Annotated in this window: 20 protein-coding genes; 13 read left to right on the plus strand and 7 right to left on the minus strand. The window is 69.4% G+C overall.

Features of this window, described 5'->3' with window-relative positions; translation table 11 throughout:
* Positions 1 to 391: 391 nt before the first annotated feature.
* Genes AB0I19_RS15035 through AB0I19_RS15045 form a run of 3 tightly spaced genes read right to left on the minus strand, consistent with a single transcriptional unit; the run spans position 392 to position 3,099 of the window.
* The gene (locus tag AB0I19_RS15035; RefSeq protein WP_357148832.1) at positions 392 to 1,930 is read right to left on the minus strand and encodes an FAD-binding protein; all 1,539 of its coding nucleotides are present in this window, start codon (positions 1,928 to 1,930) and stop codon (positions 392 to 394) included.
* A 51-nt stretch (positions 1,931 to 1,981) separates the two neighbouring features.
* Complete coding sequence (locus AB0I19_RS15040) at positions 1,982 to 2,248, minus strand: hypothetical protein (protein ID WP_067486049.1); 267 nt, start codon at positions 2,246 to 2,248, stop codon at positions 1,982 to 1,984.
* Positions 2,245 to 3,099 (minus strand): PHP domain-containing protein, encoded by an 855-nt coding sequence (locus tag AB0I19_RS15045; RefSeq protein WP_357148835.1) that lies wholly within the window; start codon positions 3,097 to 3,099, stop codon positions 2,245 to 2,247. The genes AB0I19_RS15040 and AB0I19_RS15045 overlap by 4 nt, the downstream gene beginning before the upstream one ends.
* 83 nt (positions 3,100 to 3,182) lie before the next feature.
* Here AB0I19_RS15045 and AB0I19_RS15050 point away from each other — a divergent pair, with 83 nt between their 5' ends.
* The gene (locus AB0I19_RS15050) at positions 3,183 to 4,244 is read left to right on the plus strand and encodes a magnesium and cobalt transport protein CorA (protein WP_357149379.1); all 1,062 of its coding nucleotides are present in this window, start codon (positions 3,183 to 3,185) and stop codon (positions 4,242 to 4,244) included.
* On the opposite strand, the gene AB0I19_RS15055 is transcribed toward AB0I19_RS15050, so the two are convergent.
* The 3 genes from AB0I19_RS15055 to AB0I19_RS15065 are packed head-to-tail and all read right to left on the minus strand — an operon-like array spanning position 4,241 to position 6,290.
* Complete coding sequence (locus tag AB0I19_RS15055) at positions 4,241 to 4,822, minus strand: suppressor of fused domain protein (protein ID WP_357148838.1); 582 nt, start codon at positions 4,820 to 4,822, stop codon at positions 4,241 to 4,243. The genes AB0I19_RS15050 and AB0I19_RS15055 overlap by 4 nt on opposite strands.
* Before the next feature lie 4 nt (positions 4,823 to 4,826).
* A complete protein-coding gene (locus tag AB0I19_RS15060) occupies positions 4,827 to 5,321 on the minus strand; it encodes a general stress protein (RefSeq protein WP_067486041.1) in 495 nt (164 codons plus the stop codon).
* Between the two features lie 12 nt (positions 5,322 to 5,333).
* Positions 5,334 to 6,290: a CoA ester lyase gene (locus AB0I19_RS15065; RefSeq protein ID WP_067637676.1), complete on the minus strand. Its 957-nt coding sequence runs from the start codon at positions 6,288 to 6,290 to the stop codon at positions 5,334 to 5,336.
* Between the two features lie 32 nt (positions 6,291 to 6,322).
* On the opposite strand from AB0I19_RS15065, the gene AB0I19_RS15070 reads away from it, so the two are divergent.
* The 9 genes from AB0I19_RS15070 to AB0I19_RS15110 all read left to right on the plus strand — a co-directional run bounded on the left by AB0I19_RS15070 (position 6,323) and on the right by AB0I19_RS15110 (position 14,145).
* The gene (locus AB0I19_RS15070; RefSeq protein WP_357148841.1) at positions 6,323 to 7,636 is read left to right on the plus strand and encodes a CBS domain-containing protein; all 1,314 of its coding nucleotides are present in this window, start codon (positions 6,323 to 6,325) and stop codon (positions 7,634 to 7,636) included.
* A gap of 46 nt (positions 7,637 to 7,682) precedes the next feature.
* On the plus strand, positions 7,683 to 8,246 hold the full coding sequence (locus AB0I19_RS15075; protein WP_357148844.1) for a DUF1003 domain-containing protein: 564 nt from the start codon (positions 7,683 to 7,685) through the stop codon (positions 8,244 to 8,246).
* 118 nt (positions 8,247 to 8,364) lie between these two features.
* On the plus strand, positions 8,365 to 9,750 hold the full coding sequence (locus AB0I19_RS15080; protein WP_357148847.1) for a lytic murein transglycosylase: 1,386 nt from the start codon (positions 8,365 to 8,367) through the stop codon (positions 9,748 to 9,750).
* A 65-nt stretch (positions 9,751 to 9,815) separates the two neighbouring features.
* A complete protein-coding gene (locus AB0I19_RS15085; RefSeq protein ID WP_357148850.1) occupies positions 9,816 to 10,685 on the plus strand; it encodes a lytic murein transglycosylase in 870 nt (289 codons plus the stop codon).
* A 51-nt stretch (positions 10,686 to 10,736) separates the two neighbouring features.
* The gene (locus AB0I19_RS15090) at positions 10,737 to 11,873 is read left to right on the plus strand and encodes an Mrp/NBP35 family ATP-binding protein (protein WP_357148852.1); all 1,137 of its coding nucleotides are present in this window, start codon (positions 10,737 to 10,739) and stop codon (positions 11,871 to 11,873) included.
* 50 nt (positions 11,874 to 11,923) lie between these two features.
* On the plus strand, positions 11,924 to 12,244 hold the full coding sequence (locus tag AB0I19_RS15095; RefSeq protein WP_357148855.1) for a DivIVA domain-containing protein: 321 nt from the start codon (positions 11,924 to 11,926) through the stop codon (positions 12,242 to 12,244).
* A complete protein-coding gene (locus AB0I19_RS15100) occupies positions 12,241 to 12,873 on the plus strand; it encodes a DNA-3-methyladenine glycosylase I (protein WP_357148858.1) in 633 nt (210 codons plus the stop codon). The genes AB0I19_RS15095 and AB0I19_RS15100 overlap by 4 nt, the downstream gene beginning before the upstream one ends.
* An 82-nt stretch (positions 12,874 to 12,955) precedes the next feature.
* The gene (locus AB0I19_RS15105; protein ID WP_011211259.1) at positions 12,956 to 13,123 is read left to right on the plus strand and encodes a DUF3117 domain-containing protein; all 168 of its coding nucleotides are present in this window, start codon (positions 12,956 to 12,958) and stop codon (positions 13,121 to 13,123) included.
* 14 nt (positions 13,124 to 13,137) lie between these two features.
* Positions 13,138 to 14,145 carry a putative RNA methyltransferase gene (locus AB0I19_RS15110; protein ID WP_357149382.1) on the plus strand — a complete coding sequence of 336 codons (1,008 nt, stop codon included), beginning with the start codon at positions 13,138 to 13,140 and terminating at the stop codon, positions 14,143 to 14,145.
* 242 nt (positions 14,146 to 14,387) lie between these two features.
* On the opposite strand, the gene AB0I19_RS15115 is transcribed toward AB0I19_RS15110, so the two are convergent.
* Positions 14,388 to 15,146 carry a response regulator transcription factor gene (locus AB0I19_RS15115; protein ID WP_181701349.1) on the minus strand — a complete coding sequence of 253 codons (759 nt, stop codon included), beginning with the start codon at positions 15,144 to 15,146 and terminating at the stop codon, positions 14,388 to 14,390.
* Positions 15,147 to 15,334: 188 nt separating this feature from the next.
* Between AB0I19_RS15115 and AB0I19_RS15120 the strand changes: the two genes are divergently transcribed.
* From AB0I19_RS15120 to AB0I19_RS15130, 3 genes are all read left to right on the plus strand, one after another.
* Complete coding sequence (locus tag AB0I19_RS15120; protein ID WP_357148861.1) at positions 15,335 to 16,180, plus strand: LmeA family phospholipid-binding protein; 846 nt, start codon at positions 15,335 to 15,337, stop codon at positions 16,178 to 16,180.
* On the plus strand, positions 16,177 to 16,611 hold the full coding sequence (locus AB0I19_RS15125) for a thioredoxin family protein (protein ID WP_067640805.1): 435 nt from the start codon (positions 16,177 to 16,179) through the stop codon (positions 16,609 to 16,611). The genes AB0I19_RS15120 and AB0I19_RS15125 overlap by 4 nt, the downstream gene beginning before the upstream one ends.
* Positions 16,612 to 16,882: 271 nt before the next feature.
* Positions 16,883 to 17,353 (plus strand): DUF4395 domain-containing protein, encoded by a 471-nt coding sequence (locus AB0I19_RS15130; RefSeq protein ID WP_067640803.1) that lies wholly within the window; start codon positions 16,883 to 16,885, stop codon positions 17,351 to 17,353.
* The last annotated feature ends 9 nt before the right edge of the window (positions 17,354 to 17,362 follow it).

The raw sequence follows: 17,362 nt of genomic DNA on the forward strand, positions 1-17,362 counted from the left end.
ACGGTTACCGCCGGGTTTTTCTGAAAGCCGGGTTTATCTGGAATACGGGATACATGACGCTCATCGGGTGCGCGGCCGCCCGCGTTTCCGGACGGAACCGGATGCGGGGCGCGACACTGAACCGCGGAGCGGAGCCGGACGGGTGGTCCGGGCGAGCAAACGGGTCGACCTTCGGCCACGACGGTGCGTCGCGAGGCGGACGGTCTCCAAAATCCCCGAACCCGGCGGTGGCAAGGGAAGGGAATTCGCACCATTCTGCCAGCCCGGCCGACCGGTTGCCAAACCGGTGCGGCGTGTCAACGAGCTGGGCGTCATCCGTCGAGCGTAGCCGTGTCGAATTGCCGTGGAGTTAGCGAAAACTCGCAGCACCGGTGCGGTCGCCGGTGAACAGTCACACCGTGACGGTGGTGTTCGCGGTGAGCTCGCCGCCGCGCGGATCGGGCCGCTGCTCCGGGCGCACCCAGACCTCGTCGAGCCCACCACAGCGCAACCGCAGCCGCCACTCGGCCAGCACATCGGGGTGGTCGATGCGCCGGTGGATGCCACGGCTCTCGGTGCGGGCGAGCGCGCTGTGCCCCGCCCACCGGGCGACGGCGAGCAGGGCGGCGGCCTCGCGGGCGCGCAACCGCTCGGCACCGGTACCGCCGAGCTCGAACCGGGCGCCGGGCCACATGGCGTCGAGTTCGGCGATGCTGTCGGTGAGGCTGTCGGCGCTGCGCCGGAAGCTGCGGCGCAACGGCAAGGTGTGTTCCTGGACGAGTCCGATCACCGAGCGCGGGTCGATGTGGGCGTGTGGGCCGAGTCCGGCGCCGGGCGCGGGCGGCAGGGCGACATCGTCACGGAAGGCGGTGGCCGCGCGGGCGGCGCCCTCCCCCGCCCAGCTACCCGAGGCGAGCGCCCAGGCGCCACGCAACCCGCCCGAGCACCCGGCAGCCCCGGCGACGACCTCACGACCGGCGACGCCGCCCGCGGCGAAGAGCCCGGGCACGGTGGTCGCGCAGTCGACGCCGGTGAGGGCCAGTCCGCCGGAGCCGCGCACGGTGCCGTCGAGCACCGCGCGCACCGGCACCCGGCCCGCCGCGTCGACCGCGCCTTGCCTGCGCAGCCAGTGCCCGACCACCTCGGGCACGTCGTCGAGCGCGGCGAAGACCCGCCTGCCGTCGGCGATGGCGGCCAGCGCCGCGGACGTGCGTCCCGGGAGCTCGGCCCCCGATTCGTCGTAGAACGTGGCGAAACGCACCGCGAGCCCACTGGCGATCGTGCGATGCGGGTGCACCCGGGCGAGCACCGGGGCCAGGACGTAGGCGCTGGAGAATTCCATGCCCGACAGCTCGGCACCGGCCTCCGCCGCCATCAGCAGACCGTCGCCGGTGTTCACCTCGGTGCCCGCGCCGCCGGACCCGAACGCACAGCCGCCGGTGGCGACGACCACCGCGCCCGCACGAATCGTCCAGCGCTGAAAGTTGTTGTGGCGCCGCACCCCTGCGGCGCCGACCACCCGTCCCGAGCGGTCGACGAGCAGGTGCAGGGCGGGGTGGTGATCGAGGATGCGCACACCGGCCTCGAGCGCGCCGCGACGCAGTCGGCGCAGGTAACTCGCACCGTCGAACCGGATCCGTCGCGGGTCGGTGACCTGCCTGCCCGACCAGTTCCGCAGCCGCTCGTGCGCCTCGTCGATGACGCGGTGCAGCCAGACCGGGTCACCGAGACCGCCGCCGCGCACCAGCGCGCGCTCCACGGCTTCGGCCCGCGCCTGACCCGGCGGAATGTCCCACACCGTCGTCGCGCCGTAGACACCCGGCCCACTCGAACCGCAGCGGCCCTTGTCGACCAGCACCACCCGCGCCCCGTGCGCGGCCGCGGAGACGGCGGCCCAGAGCCCGGCGGGTCCGCCGCCGAGAATCAGAACATCCGTCTCCAGGTTGCCCATACAGAGAGATATTCGGGCACAGTTCACCCTTCCGCAACCATTAGCGGACTGTCATCCCCACCACTGTGTCCACAGCAGGGCGCCGGTCATCACGAACACGACCGCCGACCCGGCCAGAGCCGCCGCCCCGCGCCGCCGATCCGCGACGATCTGCGCCCCGACGACGACCACCGTCACCAGTACATGCCACGTCAGGGATTCGCCTCCCGGCCCGGGAAAGTCGCGGCGCGCACCGATCAGCGCGGCACCGACGACCACACACAGCAACGCGACGACACCGCCCGCGACCACACCGCTCAGCGCCCGGACCGCCGTCACGAGGAGATCACCGGAACCCCGCTCGCCTTGCTGATCAATACCTCGAACTGTTCCGGATCGGTGCGGCAGGCGCCGATCTCGATGGTCTTGTTGCTGCCGTGGTAGTCCGACGATCCGGTGCGCACCAGGCCGAGCTCGCCGGACAGCTCGGTGAGGACCGCGCGATCGGCGTCGCTGTGATCGGGATGGTCGATCTCGAGGCCGGTGAGACCGAGCCCGGCCAGGTTCCTGATCTCGTCGAGCGCGAGCAGCCTGCCGCGTTTGCGGGCCCGCACATGGGCGAGCACGCTCACCCCGCCCGCGTCGGCGATGAGCTGCACCGCGCGCGGCAACGGCGTGTCCACCTTCTCCGCGTAGTACGGCCCGTGCGGGGCGAGCAGGTCGACGAACGCGGCGTCGACACTGGCCACCACACCCGCCGCGACCAGGGCCCGCGCCAGATGCGGACGCCCCGCGGCCGGTCCGGCACCGGCCAGCACGGCCTCGGGATCGATCGGGAGACCGTCGGCCACCATCAACTCCGCCATGGCACGCACCCGCGCGATGCGCTCGGCCCGCAATCGTTCACGTTCCTCGGCGAAACCGCGGTCGGCCGGGTCGAACAGGTAGGCCAGCAGATGTACCGGAACGGGAAAACCGTCCTCCCCCATGCCCGTACACGACATCTCCATCCCGCGTACCAGTGTGAGTCCCGGCGGACGCGCCGCTTCGGCCTCGGACCACCCGCCGGTGGTGTCGTGGTCGGTGATCGCGACGACGTCGAGCCCGGACGCGGCGGCGTGGCGAACCAGTTCGGCCGGGGTGTCGGTGCCGTCGGAGGCGGTGGAATGGGTATGCAGGTCGATGCGCACACACTCAGTCTTACAGTGCGGTGTCGGCCGGTGTGCGGCCGTCGACCTGCCCGTAACATCCGGGTGTGCCTTCCTTCCCGTCACTGCCGAACTTTCACAAGACGGGTCGTGCCGCGGCGACCGCGCGGCCACGGGTACCGGTGCCGACGGCACGCGCCATCGTCGACTGCGGTGTCTATGTCGACGGCAAGCGGTTACCCGGCCGCTTCACCCCGCAGCAGGCGCTGGCGGAGGCGCGCGGCACCGACTCGGGCTTCGTCTGGGTCGGCCTGCACGATCCCGACGAGACGCAGATGAACGACATCGCCGAGATCTTCGGGCTGCATCCGCTGGCCGTCGAGGACGCCGTGGTCGGGCGTCAGCGCCCCAAGCTGGAACGCTACGACGACACGCTGTTCCTGGTGATGCGCACGGTCAGCTACGTGGAACACGATATGCACGCCATCAGCGAGATCGTGGAGACCGGCGACATCATGGTCTTCACCGGCCCGCATTTCGCGATCACCGTTCGCCACGGCGAGCACACCGGCCTGTCGGGCGTGCGAAGGGGACTGGAGGGTCATCCCGATCAGCTGCGGATGGGTCCGCCCTCGGTGTTGCACGCCGTGGCCGATCACGTGGTCGATTCCTATGTGGAGACAACCGAATCCATCGAGGAGGACGTCAACGAGATGGAGGAGGCGGTGTTCACGCCGAACTCCAAGGTGGGCATCGAATCGATCTATCAGCTCAAACGCGAGGTCGTCGAGCTGCGCCGCGCGGTGTCACCGCTCGGTGTTCCGCTGGAGCGGTTGGTGAACAATCAGGACTTGCCGGTACCGACCGAATTCCGGCGCTACATGCGCGATGTGGCCGACCACCACGTCAGCGTCAACGAGCAAATCGCCTACTTCGACGAGGCGCTGAGCAGCCTGGTCAACGCCGCGCTCGCCAAGATCAGCGTGCAGCAGAACACCGATATGCGCAAGATCTCGGCGTATGCGGCCATGGCGGCGGTGCCGACCATGATCGCGGGTGTCTACGGCATGAATTTCGACTACATGTGGGAGCTGCACCAGCGGTGGGCTTATCCGGCGGTGGTCGCGCTGATGGTTGTGCTGTGCGCGTTGCTGTTCCGCAGTTTCCGTCGCAACAAGTGGCTCTAGAGGTTCACCGCACCGCGACCGGGATCGCGCACGTCGATACCCGCCTCGGCCCACGCGTCCCGCAACGCCTGCGCGCCGCGCACCCGCACCCAGGCGGCCTCGGTGGCGGTCACCGGTGTGACGCTGAGGTAGCGCACCGGTTCGGCCGGTTCGGGCAGCACGATCTCGGGCACCTCGCTTTCGCCGAGCAGCACCGCGGTGAAAGGACCGTTCTGCCACAACGGTTCACCGAGATCGAGCAGCGCGTCGGCTTGCAGCACAACGCCTTCCACCGACGGCGTGGCGACGAGCACGCCGAGTGACCGAACCAGGCCCGCCTGCGGCCCGGCAGCGGCCAGCAGGGTGAGCACGAGTTCGGCGCGGGGGCCACGGACCGGATCGGCGAGCAGGTCGGCCGGATCGCCCATCGGATGACGCGACCCGCCGAGCGTCGCGTAGTGCACCACACCGTCACCGGGGATGCGCAGGATCTCGATCGGTTCCAGCCCGAGGAACGTCACCGACGCGGAGTCCACACCGGCGCGCTCGACCTCGTAGTGGTCCAGCACCGCGGTGCGGACCGAATTCACCACATCCATTGCGTCACAGCGCCAATCGGGCCAACATGTCGCGGGCGCGTTCGGCGGTCTTCGGGTCGCACAGCACGTCGTAGCGACCGGCGACCAACTGCATGGTCGACGCGAAGTCGCGCTGCCCCTTGGTCGCCGCGTAGGGAATGGACGTGGTGATGACACCGAACACGATGCCGCCGAGCAGACCGACGACCAGCGGACCCAGCGCCCCACCGGTGGTGGTGAACAGGCTGAGCAACAGGCCGAGGAAGAGGCCGAGCCAGGCGCCCGACACCACACCACCGCCGATGACCTTGCCCCAGGTGAGCCGGTACAGCACCCGCTCCACCTGCATCAGGTCGACGCCGACGATGGTCACGTCCTGCACCGGGAACTGGTTGTCGGCCAGGTAATCGACCGCGCGCTGCGCCTCGGCGTAGGTCGGATACGACCCGACCGGCCAGCCCGACGGCGGCGTCGGCAACGCCTGCCGCCCGCGGTTCGAGTTGCCCAAGGGATTCGTCATAGTCCCATTCTGCTATTCCTGGCCGGGTTGTGGCGGAGTGAAACGGGTGGTCCTGCTCATTCCGGCGGCGCGGCCCTTCTCTGCTATGACCTGTGCCATCTTGGCGGAGGCCTCGTCGATCATCTCATTGCCGAGCATCACCGCGCCACGAGCACCACCGGCGGCCGAGGTGTGGAAGGCGTAGGCCTCGAGGATCAACTCGGCGCGGTCGTAGTCCTCCTGGCGCGGGCTGAAGATCTCGTTGGCGGCGTCGATCTGGTCCGGGTGCAGCACCCATTTGCCGTCGAAGCCGAGCGCGGCGGTGCGCGCGGCGGCCCGGCGGAAACCGTCGACATCGCGAACCTGCAGGTAGGGGCCGTCGATGGCCTGTAGGCCGTGAGCGCGGGCGGTGAGCAGGATGGTCATCAGGATGTGGTGGTAGGCATCGCCGGTGTCGTAGCCGGGCGGCTGTTCACCGACGACCAGGGTGCGCATATTCAGGCTCGCCATGAAATCGGCGGGACCGAAGACCAGGGCCTGCACACGGGGGCTTGCGGTGGCGATCTCGTCGATATTGCGCAACCCCATGGCGTTTTCGAGCTGCGGTTCGATGCCGATGCGCCCGACCTCTAGTCCGCACACCTTCTCCAGCTGGGTCAGCAGCAGATCCAGCGCGCGCACCTGGCCCGCGTCGGTGACCTTGGGCAGCAGGATCGCGTCGAGCTCGCGGCCCGCGCCCTCCACCACCGTGATGACGTCGGCGTAGGTCCATTCGGTCGTCCAGTCGTTGACCCGGACCACCCGCAGCTGCTCGCCCCAGCCCGGTTCGTGCAGGGCGGCCACGATATTGGCGCGCGCCGACACCTTCGCCTCGGGCGCGACCGCGTCCTCCAGATCGAGGAAGACCTCGTCGACCGGCAGTCCCATCGCCTTGTGGATCATCTTCTGGCTACTGCCTGGCACGGCGAGCACCGAACGGCGGGGCTTCATGGGAGCACGCTCCTTACTACTAGCCTGAGGTCATGGCAACCACCAGGGTGTACGTCGCCCGGCTCGCCGGCCTGACAGTGCTGGGTCCGGACGGGGAGTCTATCGGCCGGGTCCGGGACGTGGTCGTCGCCGTCCGGTTCGGGCGGCAACCGCCGCGCGTGCACGGTCTGGTCGTCGAGTTGCCCACGCGCCGAAGGATTTTCGTGCCGATGCTGCGGGTCACCGCGATCGAGCCGGGCGTGGTGACGCTCAATACCGGAACCGTGAGCCTGCGCCGGTTCGCCCAGCGCGCGGGCGAATTGCTCGCGCTGGCCCAGATCGTCGACACCCGGGTACACGTGCACGACCCGGACCTGCCCGATCTCGAGGACGTCGACGTGTTCGTCGCCGATCTCGGCATCGAGCAGACCCGAACCAGGGACTGGGTGGTCGGCCGGATCGCGGTGCGCGGACACCGGCGGATCGGGCGCAGACGGACCGTGCACGTGGTCGACTGGTCGTCGGTGAGCGGCCTGACACCGGCCGCCGTCGGCAGGCCGGGCCAGGATGTCACCGCGCTGCTCGCCCAATTCGAAGGACTGCGCGCCGCCGACGTGGCCAACCGGTTGCGCGAGCTACCCGAGAAGCGCCGGGTGGAGGTGGCGATCGCCCTCGACGACGAACGCCTCGCCGATGTGGTGCAGGAACTGCCCGACGACGACCAGGTCGACCTGCTCGGCCACCTCGAGGTCCGCCGGGCCGCCGACGTGCTCGAGGCCATGGACCCCGACGACGCGGCCGACCTGCTGGGCGAACTACCCGAGAGCGAAGCCGAATCGCTGCTGGCCCTGATGGATCCGGAGGAGTCCGAACCGGTGCGCCGGTTGCTAGCCCACTCCCCCGACACCGCGGGTGGCCTGATGACCACCAAACCAGTCGTCCTCAGTCCGTCGACCACGGTCGCCGAGGCGCTGGCCCGCGTCCGCGATCCCGATCTCACCCCGGCCCTTGCCTCGATGGTCTTCGTCGTCCGCCCGCCCACGGCTACCCCGACCGGTAGCTACCTGGGCTGCGTGCACATCCAGCACCTGTTGCGCGAGCCCCCGGCACACCTGGTGGGCGGCATGGTCGACACCGACTTGGCCGCCCTGACCCCCGAACTGCCGCTCTCGGCGGTCACCCGCTACTTCGCCACCTACAACCTGGTCTGCGGGCCGGTGATCGACGACGAGAACCACCTGCTCGGGGCGGTCACCGTCGACGACGTCCTCGACCATCTGCTGCCCGAGGACTGGCGCGAGGAGGAGACCCCGCCGCTCGAACAGACCGAGCCGACACCGATCGACACCGACGGGAGACCGGCATGAGAGGTCAGCGCCTCGAGGCATCAGCGGAGCAGCCGAAAGGACACGCGTGAGCGAGAAGAACCTGGCCAGGCAGCGGCTGGAGACACCGGGCGGTACCCGGCTGCGTTTCGACTGGGACTCCGAGGCGTTCGCGCGCAGCAGCGAGCGGGTCGCCCGATTCCTCGGCACCGGGCGTTATCTGGCGATCCAGACCATCATCGTCATCGTCTGGATCCTGCTCAATGTCTTCGTGGTGGCGCTGCGCTGGGACCCGTACCCGTTCATCCTGCTCAACCTGGCCTTCTCCACCCAGGCGGCCTACGCGGCGCCGCTGATCCTGCTCGCCCAGAACCGGCAGGACAACCGCGACAAGGTCTCGCTCGAGGAGGACCGCACCCGGGCCGCGCAGACCAAGGCCGACACCGAGTTCCTCGCCCGTGAGCTGGCTGCGCTTCGCCTCGCCGTCGGCGATGTCGCCACCCGCGACTACCTCCGGCGCGAATTGGAAGAGATCAAGGAAATGCTCGACGGCGCGCCGAAGGCAGAGACGAAGCGAAAAGGCACCCGCAAGAAAACCTCCGGTCAAACGCCGTCTCCGCCCCCGGTTTCGCCTGGTGCTCCAGATGAGTAACCGGAAATGCTCTGTAAGTACCTGACCGATGGGTAACCTGGATCACGTTGTTCCGGGCGGGCCGGAGGGGGGACTCTGCGGCGCCGCTGCTTCGACGTAAAGGGTTGGTGTGGCCGCAATGCGAATCTCTGCTCCGATAACTATGTCGGCCCTTGTCGTCGCGGGACTCGTCGCGTCGGGGTCGGCCGCGCACTCGTCGAACCCGAGCACCGCGCCGAGCGCGCCGGAGGCCTTGCTCGCCGCGAACAAGAGCACCACCGACCACAAACCCGATAGCGATCCGTCCGAAATCGTCGGCCTGCTACCGGTGACCCAGGAGGCGCCGCGCAAACTGCGCGCGCTGAGCCCCTCGGCCAACAGCCTGGCCCCCTTCGCCGGAACCGTGCCACTGCAATCGATTTCACTACCGCCCGGCAGCGGCACGCTCGGCATCCCCGAGATCGTGCTCGCCGCCTACCGCAATGCCGAACTGGCCATGCAGACCGCCCAGCCCGGCTGTGGGCTCACCTGGAACCTGCTGGCGGGCATCGGCCGCATCGAATCCGGGCACGCCAGCAGCGGGCGAACCGACGCCGCGGGCACCACGACCACACCCATCTTCGGACCCGCGCTCGACGGCACCCTGCCGGGTAACGAGATCATCAAGGAGGCCGACGGCGGCTTCGTCCGCGCCGTCGGACCCATGCAGTTCCTGCCGAGCACCTGGGCGCACTACTCGGCCGACGGCAACGGCGACGGCACCGCCGACCCGCACAATGTCTTCGACGCCGCCCTCGGCGCGGCCAAGTACCTGTGCTCCGGCGGGCTGAACCTGCGCGACGCGGCGCAGGAACTGCGTGCCGTCCTGCGCTACAACAACTCGATGTCGTACGCGGCCAATGTGCTCAGCTGGTCGGCGGCCTACCGCACCGGTGGTGCGCCGAGCCAGGTGTCGATCTCGCCCGACATCGTGCCGCCCGGCAGCGCGCCGACCGTCGCGCCGAACGTGCTCGCGGCCGACGCACCCGTCACGGCGGCACCGCCGTCGACGACGAACCAATTGCCACCCAACACACCGAAGGTCACCACGCCGACCCAGGTGATGATCACACTGCCCGGCTTGCCGCCGATCCCCTGCGGCATCTTCTGCCCCGCGCCCGTCGCACCCGGCCCCGAGGTGTGTGTGAACGAGCCGCTGCCCGCGCAGATGCCCAACCCCATCGCACCGGCGCCGCAGACGTTCGGTGCCGAGGTGCAACAGAATCCGGCACCACAGGATCCGGCCGCCGCTCCCCCGCAGCCCGGTGAGCGCACCGAGCAGGCGACGTGCACCCCCGCCGAACAGCCCGCGCCCGCCGACGCACCGGCGCCCGCACCGGCCGAACCGCAGAAGACGCCGGAGCCGGGCATCGCGCCCACCGAGGAGCCCGCACCGCCCGCCGCGCCGGCGCCTGCACCGCAGCCCGCAATCACGTTGCCGTTCAACATCGTTATCCCGCTGCCGCCCGCCCCGCCGGCCCCCTAGAAATCAAACGAAATTCAGATCACGGAGGGGTAACAAAAAGGTCTCGGGTGCGGTAATCTCGGCTCATGGGTCGTCATCGTAAACAGCCTGCAACGACGGTTCGACGTAGTTCGATCATCGCGCTCACCGGCTTGGTTCCGGCCGGACTCGTGGCCGTCACCGCCGCCGCCACCGACACGACCACCGCCGAAATGGCGGCCGTGGAGCACGATCTGCCCGAGCTCGACACCGAGACCGGTCCCGAGTTCGCCGCCGCACCGCAGGCCGAAGTCGCCGCAGTCGCCGAGGTCGTCCACGCCGAGGCCAAGCAGTCGCGATCGGCCACCCCCGAGGTGAAAACCGTTGCGCTGTCCGGTGATCGGGTCGCCTCCGACCTGCCCGCCGGACCACTCGGCATCCCCGGCATCGCGGTGGCCGCCTACCAGAACGCCGAACAGCAACTGGCCGTGGAGAATCCGCACTGCGGCATGTCGTGGTCGCTGCTGGCGGGCATCGGCCGCGTCGAATCCACCCACGCCTTCGGCAAAGCCGACGCCGACGGCAACCCGATCAAGGCCGTCTACGGTCCCGTTCTCGACGGCAGCCTGTCGGGCAACAACGTCATCCACGACAGCGACGGCGGCACCCTCGACGGCATCGGCGGCTACGACCGCGCCATCGGCCCCATGCAGTTCCTGCCCGAAACCTGGGAGCGCTACGCCGCCGACGGCAACGCCGACGGCATCGCCGACCCGCAGAACCTCTACGACGCCGCCCTCACCGCGGGCAAGTACCTCTGCGACGGCGGCCTGAACATGCGCGACCTGTCCCAGCAGTCCAAGGCCATCCTGCGCTACAACAACTCCATGGCCTACGTCGCCAATGTGATGGCATGGTCGGGCTCCTACTCCAGCGGCCTCGCCCCCAAGCCCCAAGACCTCCCGCGCATCCACTGAGCACGCGCCCCACACCCGGCCGGGAAACCGGTGCAGCCTAATATCGGACATATGGCAGTGATTACGGAAGCGGATGTGCGGGCGGCGCTCGCGAAGGTCGACGATCCGGAGATCCGCAAGCCGATCACCGAGCTCGGCATGGTCAAGAGCATCGCCATCGCCGACAGCGGCGACGTGCATGTGGAGGTGTACCTCACCACCTCGGGCTGCCCGCTGCGCACCGAGATCATCCAGCGCGTCACCAAGGCCGTCGCCGACGTGCCGGGTGCGGGCGCGGTGACCGTCGATCTCGACGTGATGAACGACGAACAGCGCACCGAACTGCGCAAATCGCTGCGCGGCGACTCCGCCGAACCGGTGATCCCGTTCGCCCAGCCCGGCTCGCTCACCCGCGTGTACGCGGTGGCCTCCGGCAAGGGTGGCGTCGGCAAGTCCAGCGTCACCGCCAACCTGGCCGTCGCGCTCGCGGAACGCGGTCTGTCGGTCGGTGTGCTCGACGCCGACATCTACGGTCACTCCATCCCGCGCATGCTCGGCACCGACGCCAAGCCCACCCAGGTGGAGCGGATGATCATGCCGCCCGTCGCCCACGACGTGAAGATGATCTCGATCGCGCAGTTCACCCAGGGCAACACGCCCGTGGTGTGGCGCGGTCCGATGCTGCACCGCGCGCTGCAGCAGTTCCTGGCCGACGTGTTCTGGGGCGACCTGGACGTGCTCCTGCTCGACCTGCCGCCCGGCACCGGCGACGTGGCGATCTCCATCGCCCAGCTGATCCCGAGCGCCGAGATCCTGGTCGTCACCACCCCGCAGATCGCCGCCGCCGAGGTGGCCGAACGCGCCGGTGCCATCGCCCTGCAGACCCGTCAACGGATCGCGGGCGTCGTCGAGAACATGTCCTGGCTCGACCTGCCCGACGGCTCACGCATGGAGCTCTACGGTTCCGGCGGCGGCCAGGTGGTCGCCGACCGCCTCACCCGCGCTGTCGGCTCGACGGTGCCGCTGCTCGGCCAGATCCCCATCGAGCAGGCCCTGCGCGAAGGTGGCGACGCGGGCACCCCGATCGTGCTCTCCGATCCGGAGAACCCGGCCGCCGTCGCCCTGCGCGGGGTGGCCGACAAGCTCGCCGTCCGCAAGCGCGGCCTGGCGGGGATGTCGCTCGGCATCGACACCACGCGCCACCTCTGACCGCTCCCGCCGATTCGGGACTTGTCGGTGGGCTTGCCTAGTCTGAGGGCATGCTGACGCTGCTTCTGTATGTGCTCATCGTCGGGTTGGTCGCGGCGATGTTGTTTCTCGTCGCCAGTGCGGTGTTCGGCCGGTCGGAGGAGCTCGGGCCGTTGCCGCAGGGCACCACCGCTACCGTGCTGCCCGCCGAGGGCGTCACGGGGGCGGATGTGCGCGCGTTGCGGTTTCAGCAGGTGGTGCGCGGTTACAAGGCCGGTGAGGTCGACTGGGCGCTGGAGCGGTTGGCCGAGCGCATCGACGAACTCGAGTTCGAATTAGCACAGATGCGGCAGTGGCAGGCGCAGGTGACAGCGGGTCAGGAGCAGCGGTGAGCGAGCTCGTCGACGACGGGCTGGTCCGCTGCGACTGGGCGACCGGCTCCCAGCTCTACCGCGATTACCACGACCACGAATGGGGCAAGACCCTCCACGGCGACGATGCCATGTTCGAGCGGCTGTGCCTCGAGGCGTTCCAATCGGGACTGTCCTGGATCACCATCCTCCGCAAGCGCCCGGCCTTCCGCGCTGCCTTCGCGAACTTCGAGATCGCCAAGGTCGCCGAATTCGACGACACCGACCGGGCCCGGCTGCTCGCCGACGCCGGGATCGTCCGCAACCGCGCGAAAATCGACGCGGCCATCGCGAACGCCCGGGTTGCTCGCGACCTGCCGACAGGCCTCGACGAGCTGGTGTGGTCGTTCGCACCCGAGCCACGCCCGAGGCCCGCGACCATCTCGGATGTGCCCGCCACCACACCCGAATCCATTGCTCTGGCAAAGGAATTGAAGCGCCGTGGCTTCGCTTTCGTCGGCCCGACCACGGCCTACGCACTGATGCAGGCGACCGGCATGGTGGACGATCACCTGGCCGTTTGCTGGGTGCAAGCCGTACCGAAAGGAACCGACTCCGGAGTCAGATTTGCTACTCAGGTGTCCGCCCGAGTCGGCAATAGGGAAGAATAGGACCGGTGTGGCCCGCCGAACACCCGGCGGACCAGAGAACAGTAGTGCGCACTCCACCGCGCAGATCTGGAGGGAGCAGAGGATGGCGGCCATGAAGCCCCGTACCGGGGACGGTCCCCTCGAGGCAACCAAGGAAGGTCGTGGAATCGTCATGCGGGTTCCACTCGAGGGTGGCGGGCGTTTGGTCGTCGAACTCACACCGGACGAGGCAGCGGCCCTCGGTGACGAACTGAAGAGCGTCACCAGCTGACAGCCCTGACCGAGATCGCCGCACTCCTGGCCTGCCCGGAGTGCGGCGACACCCTGCAGCCCGGCGCAGGCGCACTGCGGTGCGGCAACCGGCACAGCTTCGACATCGCCCGCCAGGGTTACGTCGGCCTGCTCACCGGCGCTTCGACGAAAATGACCGGCGACACCGCCGCGATGCTCGACGCCCGCGCGGCTTTCCAGGGTGCTGGCCACTTCGCGCCCATCGCGAACGCCGTCGCCCAAGCTTTCCGCTCCGCGCACTCCGCTGGACACACGCCGTCCGCGGCTCATCACTTCGACACGCTGGACAGTGCGCGGCCGCATGGCGCGCCCACGCTGCCGAGCAGCACCGCACCGCCCAGCAGCGCCGCATCGCCGAACGGCCCCGCATCGCCGAGCGGCCCCGCATCGCCGGACCGCCCCGCATCGCCGGCCGACGCCGGATCGCTGGGGGGTGCGGTGCTGGAGATCGGGGCCGGTACCGGGTACTACCTGGGCGAGGTCCTCGACGCGCATCCGGGTCTCCTGGGCATCGCGCTCGATGTCGCGAAGCCTGCTGCTCGTCGCGCGGCTCGTGCGCATCCGCGGCTCGCGTCGATCCTGGCCGACGCCTGGCGTGGTCTGCCGGTCCGCGATGGCGCTCTCACCGGGGTCTTGTCGGTCTTCGCGCCGCGCAACCCCGGCGAGGTCGCGCGTGTGCTCGCACCCGGCGGACGGTTCGTCGTCGTCACGCCCACTCCACGGCATCTGGGCGAGTTGATCGAGCCGCTGGGTATGGTCCGGGTCGACCCCGACAAGGAGCGTCGGCTCGATGACGCGCTGTCGGGGGCCTTCACCCGCATCGATCACGCCGTGGTCGAATTTCCCATGAAGCTGTCGCGTGGCGACGTGACCAATGTGGTCGCTATGGGCCCGTCTGCCTTCCACACCACCGCCGGGGACGACCCGCGCATCGCCGGTCTTGCCGATATCACCGAGGTCACCGCTTCGGTCACCGTTGCGCGGTACGCACCTGTGGGCTGAGTGCGGACAACCCCTCGGTGTTTTGTGCACCACGGAGGTGTTGGGCTGTGTTGTTGGAGCGCTGGCGCGCTCGAGCGCGGCCCCTGGGGGGCCGCGCGAACAGCGCTCGAGACTTGCGCTTCGCGCGTGCGCTTCGAGCGCTGTTCGCGCGGCCGGGCCGCTACGCCGCTTCGCGGCGATCCCTCCTCGAGGTCGGGATGTGCGGGGCTGGGAAGGCTGTCATGGCGGACTGAATGTGCTCGTCAGGGGGTGCTGCCGTTGACCGGTGTCAGATCCTCGCCGTCGACGTCTTCGTCGGTGAAGGCGGGCGGTTCGCCCTTGGCGGCGGTTGAGCGGGCTGGGCGGACGGCCTTGTAGCCGACGTTGCGGACCGTGCCGATCAGGGATTCGTATTCGCTGCCGAGTTTGGCGCGGAGGCGGCGGACGTGGACGTCGACGGTTCGGGTGCCGCCGAAGAAGTCGTAGCCCCAGACCTCTTGCAGCAGTTGGGCTCGGGTGAAGACCCGGCCTGCGTGCTGGGCGAGGTACTTGAGCAGCTCGAATTCCTTGTAGGTGAGGTCGAGCGGGCGGCCTCGCAGGCGGGCGGTGTAGGTGCCTTCGTCGATCACCAGTTCGCCGAGAGTGATCTTGCCTGTGTTCTCGGGGCTGGCCACGCCGCCGTTGCGGCCGACGAGCAGGCGCAGGCGCGCGTCGAGTTCGGCGGGGCCGGTGCCGGGGAGCAGGATGTCGTCGAGTCCCCAGTCGGCGTTCACCGCGACCAGTCCGCCCTCGGTGAGCACGGCAACGACCGGCACCGACGAACCGGTGCTGCCGAGCAGCCTGCACAGTCCGCGCGCGGCGGCCAGATCGGTCCGGGCGTCGACCAGCGCGACGTCGGCACTACCGGCCTCCAACAGGGACGACACCTCGGTCGGCGCGGGGCGGACGTTGTGCGCAAGCAGCGTCAACGAGGGCAGCACCGCATCCGGGTTGGGGTCGGAAGTCAGTAGGAGCAGCTCCACCGGGCCCTCCTCCTATCTCGTGTCTGCGCGACGAGAGCAGCCGCACAGCTACGTCGCCGAAACACAGGGTTAGTCGGTGCAACATTAGCGCGTCACAGGCCATGACCTCGCAACACGGGCACACTTACGAGTGTTCGGCCGATACCCGGGCACCCGGCACCCACCTGCGTGGGCGCTACTCTCACCTCATGCGCAAGCTGATCATCGGGCTGCTGTGCCTGGCCGGGTTGGCGGTGGTGATCGATTTCGGCGCCGCCGCCTACACCGAGTACCACGTGTCGCGACAGCTGCGGGCGGGCACCGACCTGTCGGCCGATCCCGAAGTGACCTTCCACGGTTTCCCCTTCACCGCCCAGGCCCTGGCCGGGCGCTACGACAACGTGGCGATCCGGGCCCGCAGCATGCGCCCGGACATCCCCGGCGAGATCGGCATCGAGGCCACGCTGAACGGTCTGCACGCACCTGCCGGTGAGCTGCTCGACGGTGCGGCGCGCTCGGTGCAGGTCGACCGGGTCGACGCCCGCATGCGCATCGAACCCACCGAGCTCGGCAGGCTCTTCGGCATCCCCGACCTGCAGGTCCACACCCGTCCGGCCGACAAGTCCGACGGCACGGGCGGTTCGGGCGGTTCCGGCATGACCACCGGTGGCGCGCTCGTGCTCACCGGCACGCTGCCCACCGCGCCCAACGGGCGCATCCTCGGCGCGGGTGTCACCCCGTCGAGCTCGGCCAAGCGCGTGCCGGTGCAGATCCAGGCCGACCTGCTGCTCGACGGCGACCTGGTCCGCATCCAGGCCACCGGCTTCTATCACGACAAGAACAGCGGCCCGGCCGACACCGCCAAGACCAGCGAATCGGAGATCCTCGAGGCCGATCGCGGGGCGGTGCTCGAGCGCTTCAGCCGTACGATCGATACCAAGGAGTTGCCCTTCGGCGTCCGGCCCACCGAGGTCGAGGCGCTGGGTGGGCACATCGTCGTCGAGGGCGTCGGCCGCAACGTCACCATCGACCTGGACCGATTGCAGCAACCATGATCGAACTCGCCGTACTCGCCGCCGTCGTGCTGGCCGCCGTCGCGGTCGGCCTGCTGCTGCGCCGCAACCAGGGCCGGGTCCGGCCCGCCACCCTCGACCCCGACACCGAACAGCGCGCCCGCCTGCTCGACGCGGCCGGTGTCTCCGGTTCGGCGCCCGCGGTGCTGCACTTCTCGGCCGACTGGTGCGGGCCGTGCGACGCCGTGCGCCGGGTCGTCGCGGGAGTCACCGCGGAACTGGCCGATTCGCCGAACGCACCGCGCGACATCGAGATCGACATCGACGCCGAACCCGCGCTGGCCCGCGAACTCAACGTGCTCTCCCTGCCGACGACCTTCGTCTTCGACGCCGAGGGCAAGGAGCGTTTCCGCATCTCCGGCGTACCGAAGGCGGGCGACCTGCGCACCGCCCTCGAGCCGCTCACGGTGTGACGTTGTCCCCGGTTTCCAGGGGGGCCTGCCCATTTCCCGGGAAGACCGGGTAAACTCTTCATCGTGCAAACCGACCACGAGCTGATGCTCACCCGACGCCGCACAGTTGACCTGTGTCGCCTCGGTGGTTGTTGCTGCCTGTGCCGCTGACCGGTCGGCTTCTCTCCCGAGATTCCTGACGCCGACCTCTGTTCGCCGCGCGAGTGATCGTTTCGATCCCCCGGCGAACTGGCAGATCCCACTGAATCGTCTCAGCGCAGGAGTTCGCACCATGACCTCGTTTTCTGATTCCCCACCCCGCGTCGATGTCCGCGGGCCGCGTTTCGTGGCCTGGGTGACGACAGGGGTGCTCGTCGCGGTGCTGCTGGTCGCGACCGTTTCCCCCGTCGCCGCCGCGATCCTCATCGGCCTGCAGGCCGTGGTTTTCGCGATCGGCGCGGCGGCCGGTCCCGCCAAGCACCCTTACGGCCGGATCTACGCGGCGTTCGTCGCGCCGCGACTCGGCCCGCCCACCGAGACCGAACCCGTGCCGCCGCTGCGTTTCGCGCAGGCACTCGGCTTCGTGTTCGCCGGTGTCTCCCTGCTGGGCTTCGCGCTCGGCTCCCCGATCGTCGGCGCGGTGTTCGCCGGCTTCGCCCTGTTCGCGGCGTTCTTGAACGCGGCGTTCGGGGTCTGCCTGGGCTGCCAGATCTATCCCCTGGTAGCCCGCTTCCGCCGGTCACCTGCTCCGGCACCGAACTGACCCACCCTG

The organism is Nocardia sp. NPDC050413 (genome assembly GCF_040655475.1).
Classification (GTDB): Bacteria; Actinomycetota; Actinomycetes; order Mycobacteriales; family Mycobacteriaceae; genus Nocardia; species Nocardia coubleae.

Excerpts from the sequence above, each read along its gene's own strand:
- AB0I19_RS15035 (WP_357148832.1), bottom strand. The coding sequence starts at position 1,930 with ATGGGCAACCTGGAGACGGATGTTCTGATTCTCGGCGGCGGACCCGCC.
- AB0I19_RS15055 (WP_357148838.1), bottom strand. The coding sequence starts at position 4,822 with ATGGATGTGGTGAATTCGGTCCGCACCGCGGTGCTGGACCACTACGAG.
- AB0I19_RS15060 (WP_067486041.1), bottom strand. The coding sequence starts at position 5,321 with ATGACGAATCCCTTGGGCAACTCGAACCGCGGGCGGCAGGCGTTGCCG.
- AB0I19_RS15065 (WP_067637676.1), bottom strand. The coding sequence starts at position 6,290 with ATGAAGCCCCGCCGTTCGGTGCTCGCCGTGCCAGGCAGTAGCCAGAAG.
- AB0I19_RS15070 (WP_357148841.1), top strand. The coding sequence starts at position 6,323 with ATGGCAACCACCAGGGTGTACGTCGCCCGGCTCGCCGGCCTGACAGTG.
- AB0I19_RS15080 (WP_357148847.1), top strand. The coding sequence starts at position 8,365 with ATGCGAATCTCTGCTCCGATAACTATGTCGGCCCTTGTCGTCGCGGGA.
- AB0I19_RS15085 (WP_357148850.1), top strand. The coding sequence starts at position 9,816 with ATGGGTCGTCATCGTAAACAGCCTGCAACGACGGTTCGACGTAGTTCG.
- AB0I19_RS15090 (WP_357148852.1), top strand. The coding sequence starts at position 10,737 with ATGGCAGTGATTACGGAAGCGGATGTGCGGGCGGCGCTCGCGAAGGTC.
- AB0I19_RS15095 (WP_357148855.1), top strand. The coding sequence starts at position 11,924 with ATGCTGACGCTGCTTCTGTATGTGCTCATCGTCGGGTTGGTCGCGGCG.
- AB0I19_RS15105 (WP_011211259.1), top strand. The coding sequence starts at position 12,956 with ATGGCGGCCATGAAGCCCCGTACCGGGGACGGTCCCCTCGAGGCAACC.
- AB0I19_RS15120 (WP_357148861.1), top strand. The coding sequence starts at position 15,335 with ATGCGCAAGCTGATCATCGGGCTGCTGTGCCTGGCCGGGTTGGCGGTG.
- AB0I19_RS15125 (WP_067640805.1), top strand. The coding sequence starts at position 16,177 with ATGATCGAACTCGCCGTACTCGCCGCCGTCGTGCTGGCCGCCGTCGCG.
- AB0I19_RS15130 (WP_067640803.1), top strand. The coding sequence starts at position 16,883 with ATGACCTCGTTTTCTGATTCCCCACCCCGCGTCGATGTCCGCGGGCCG.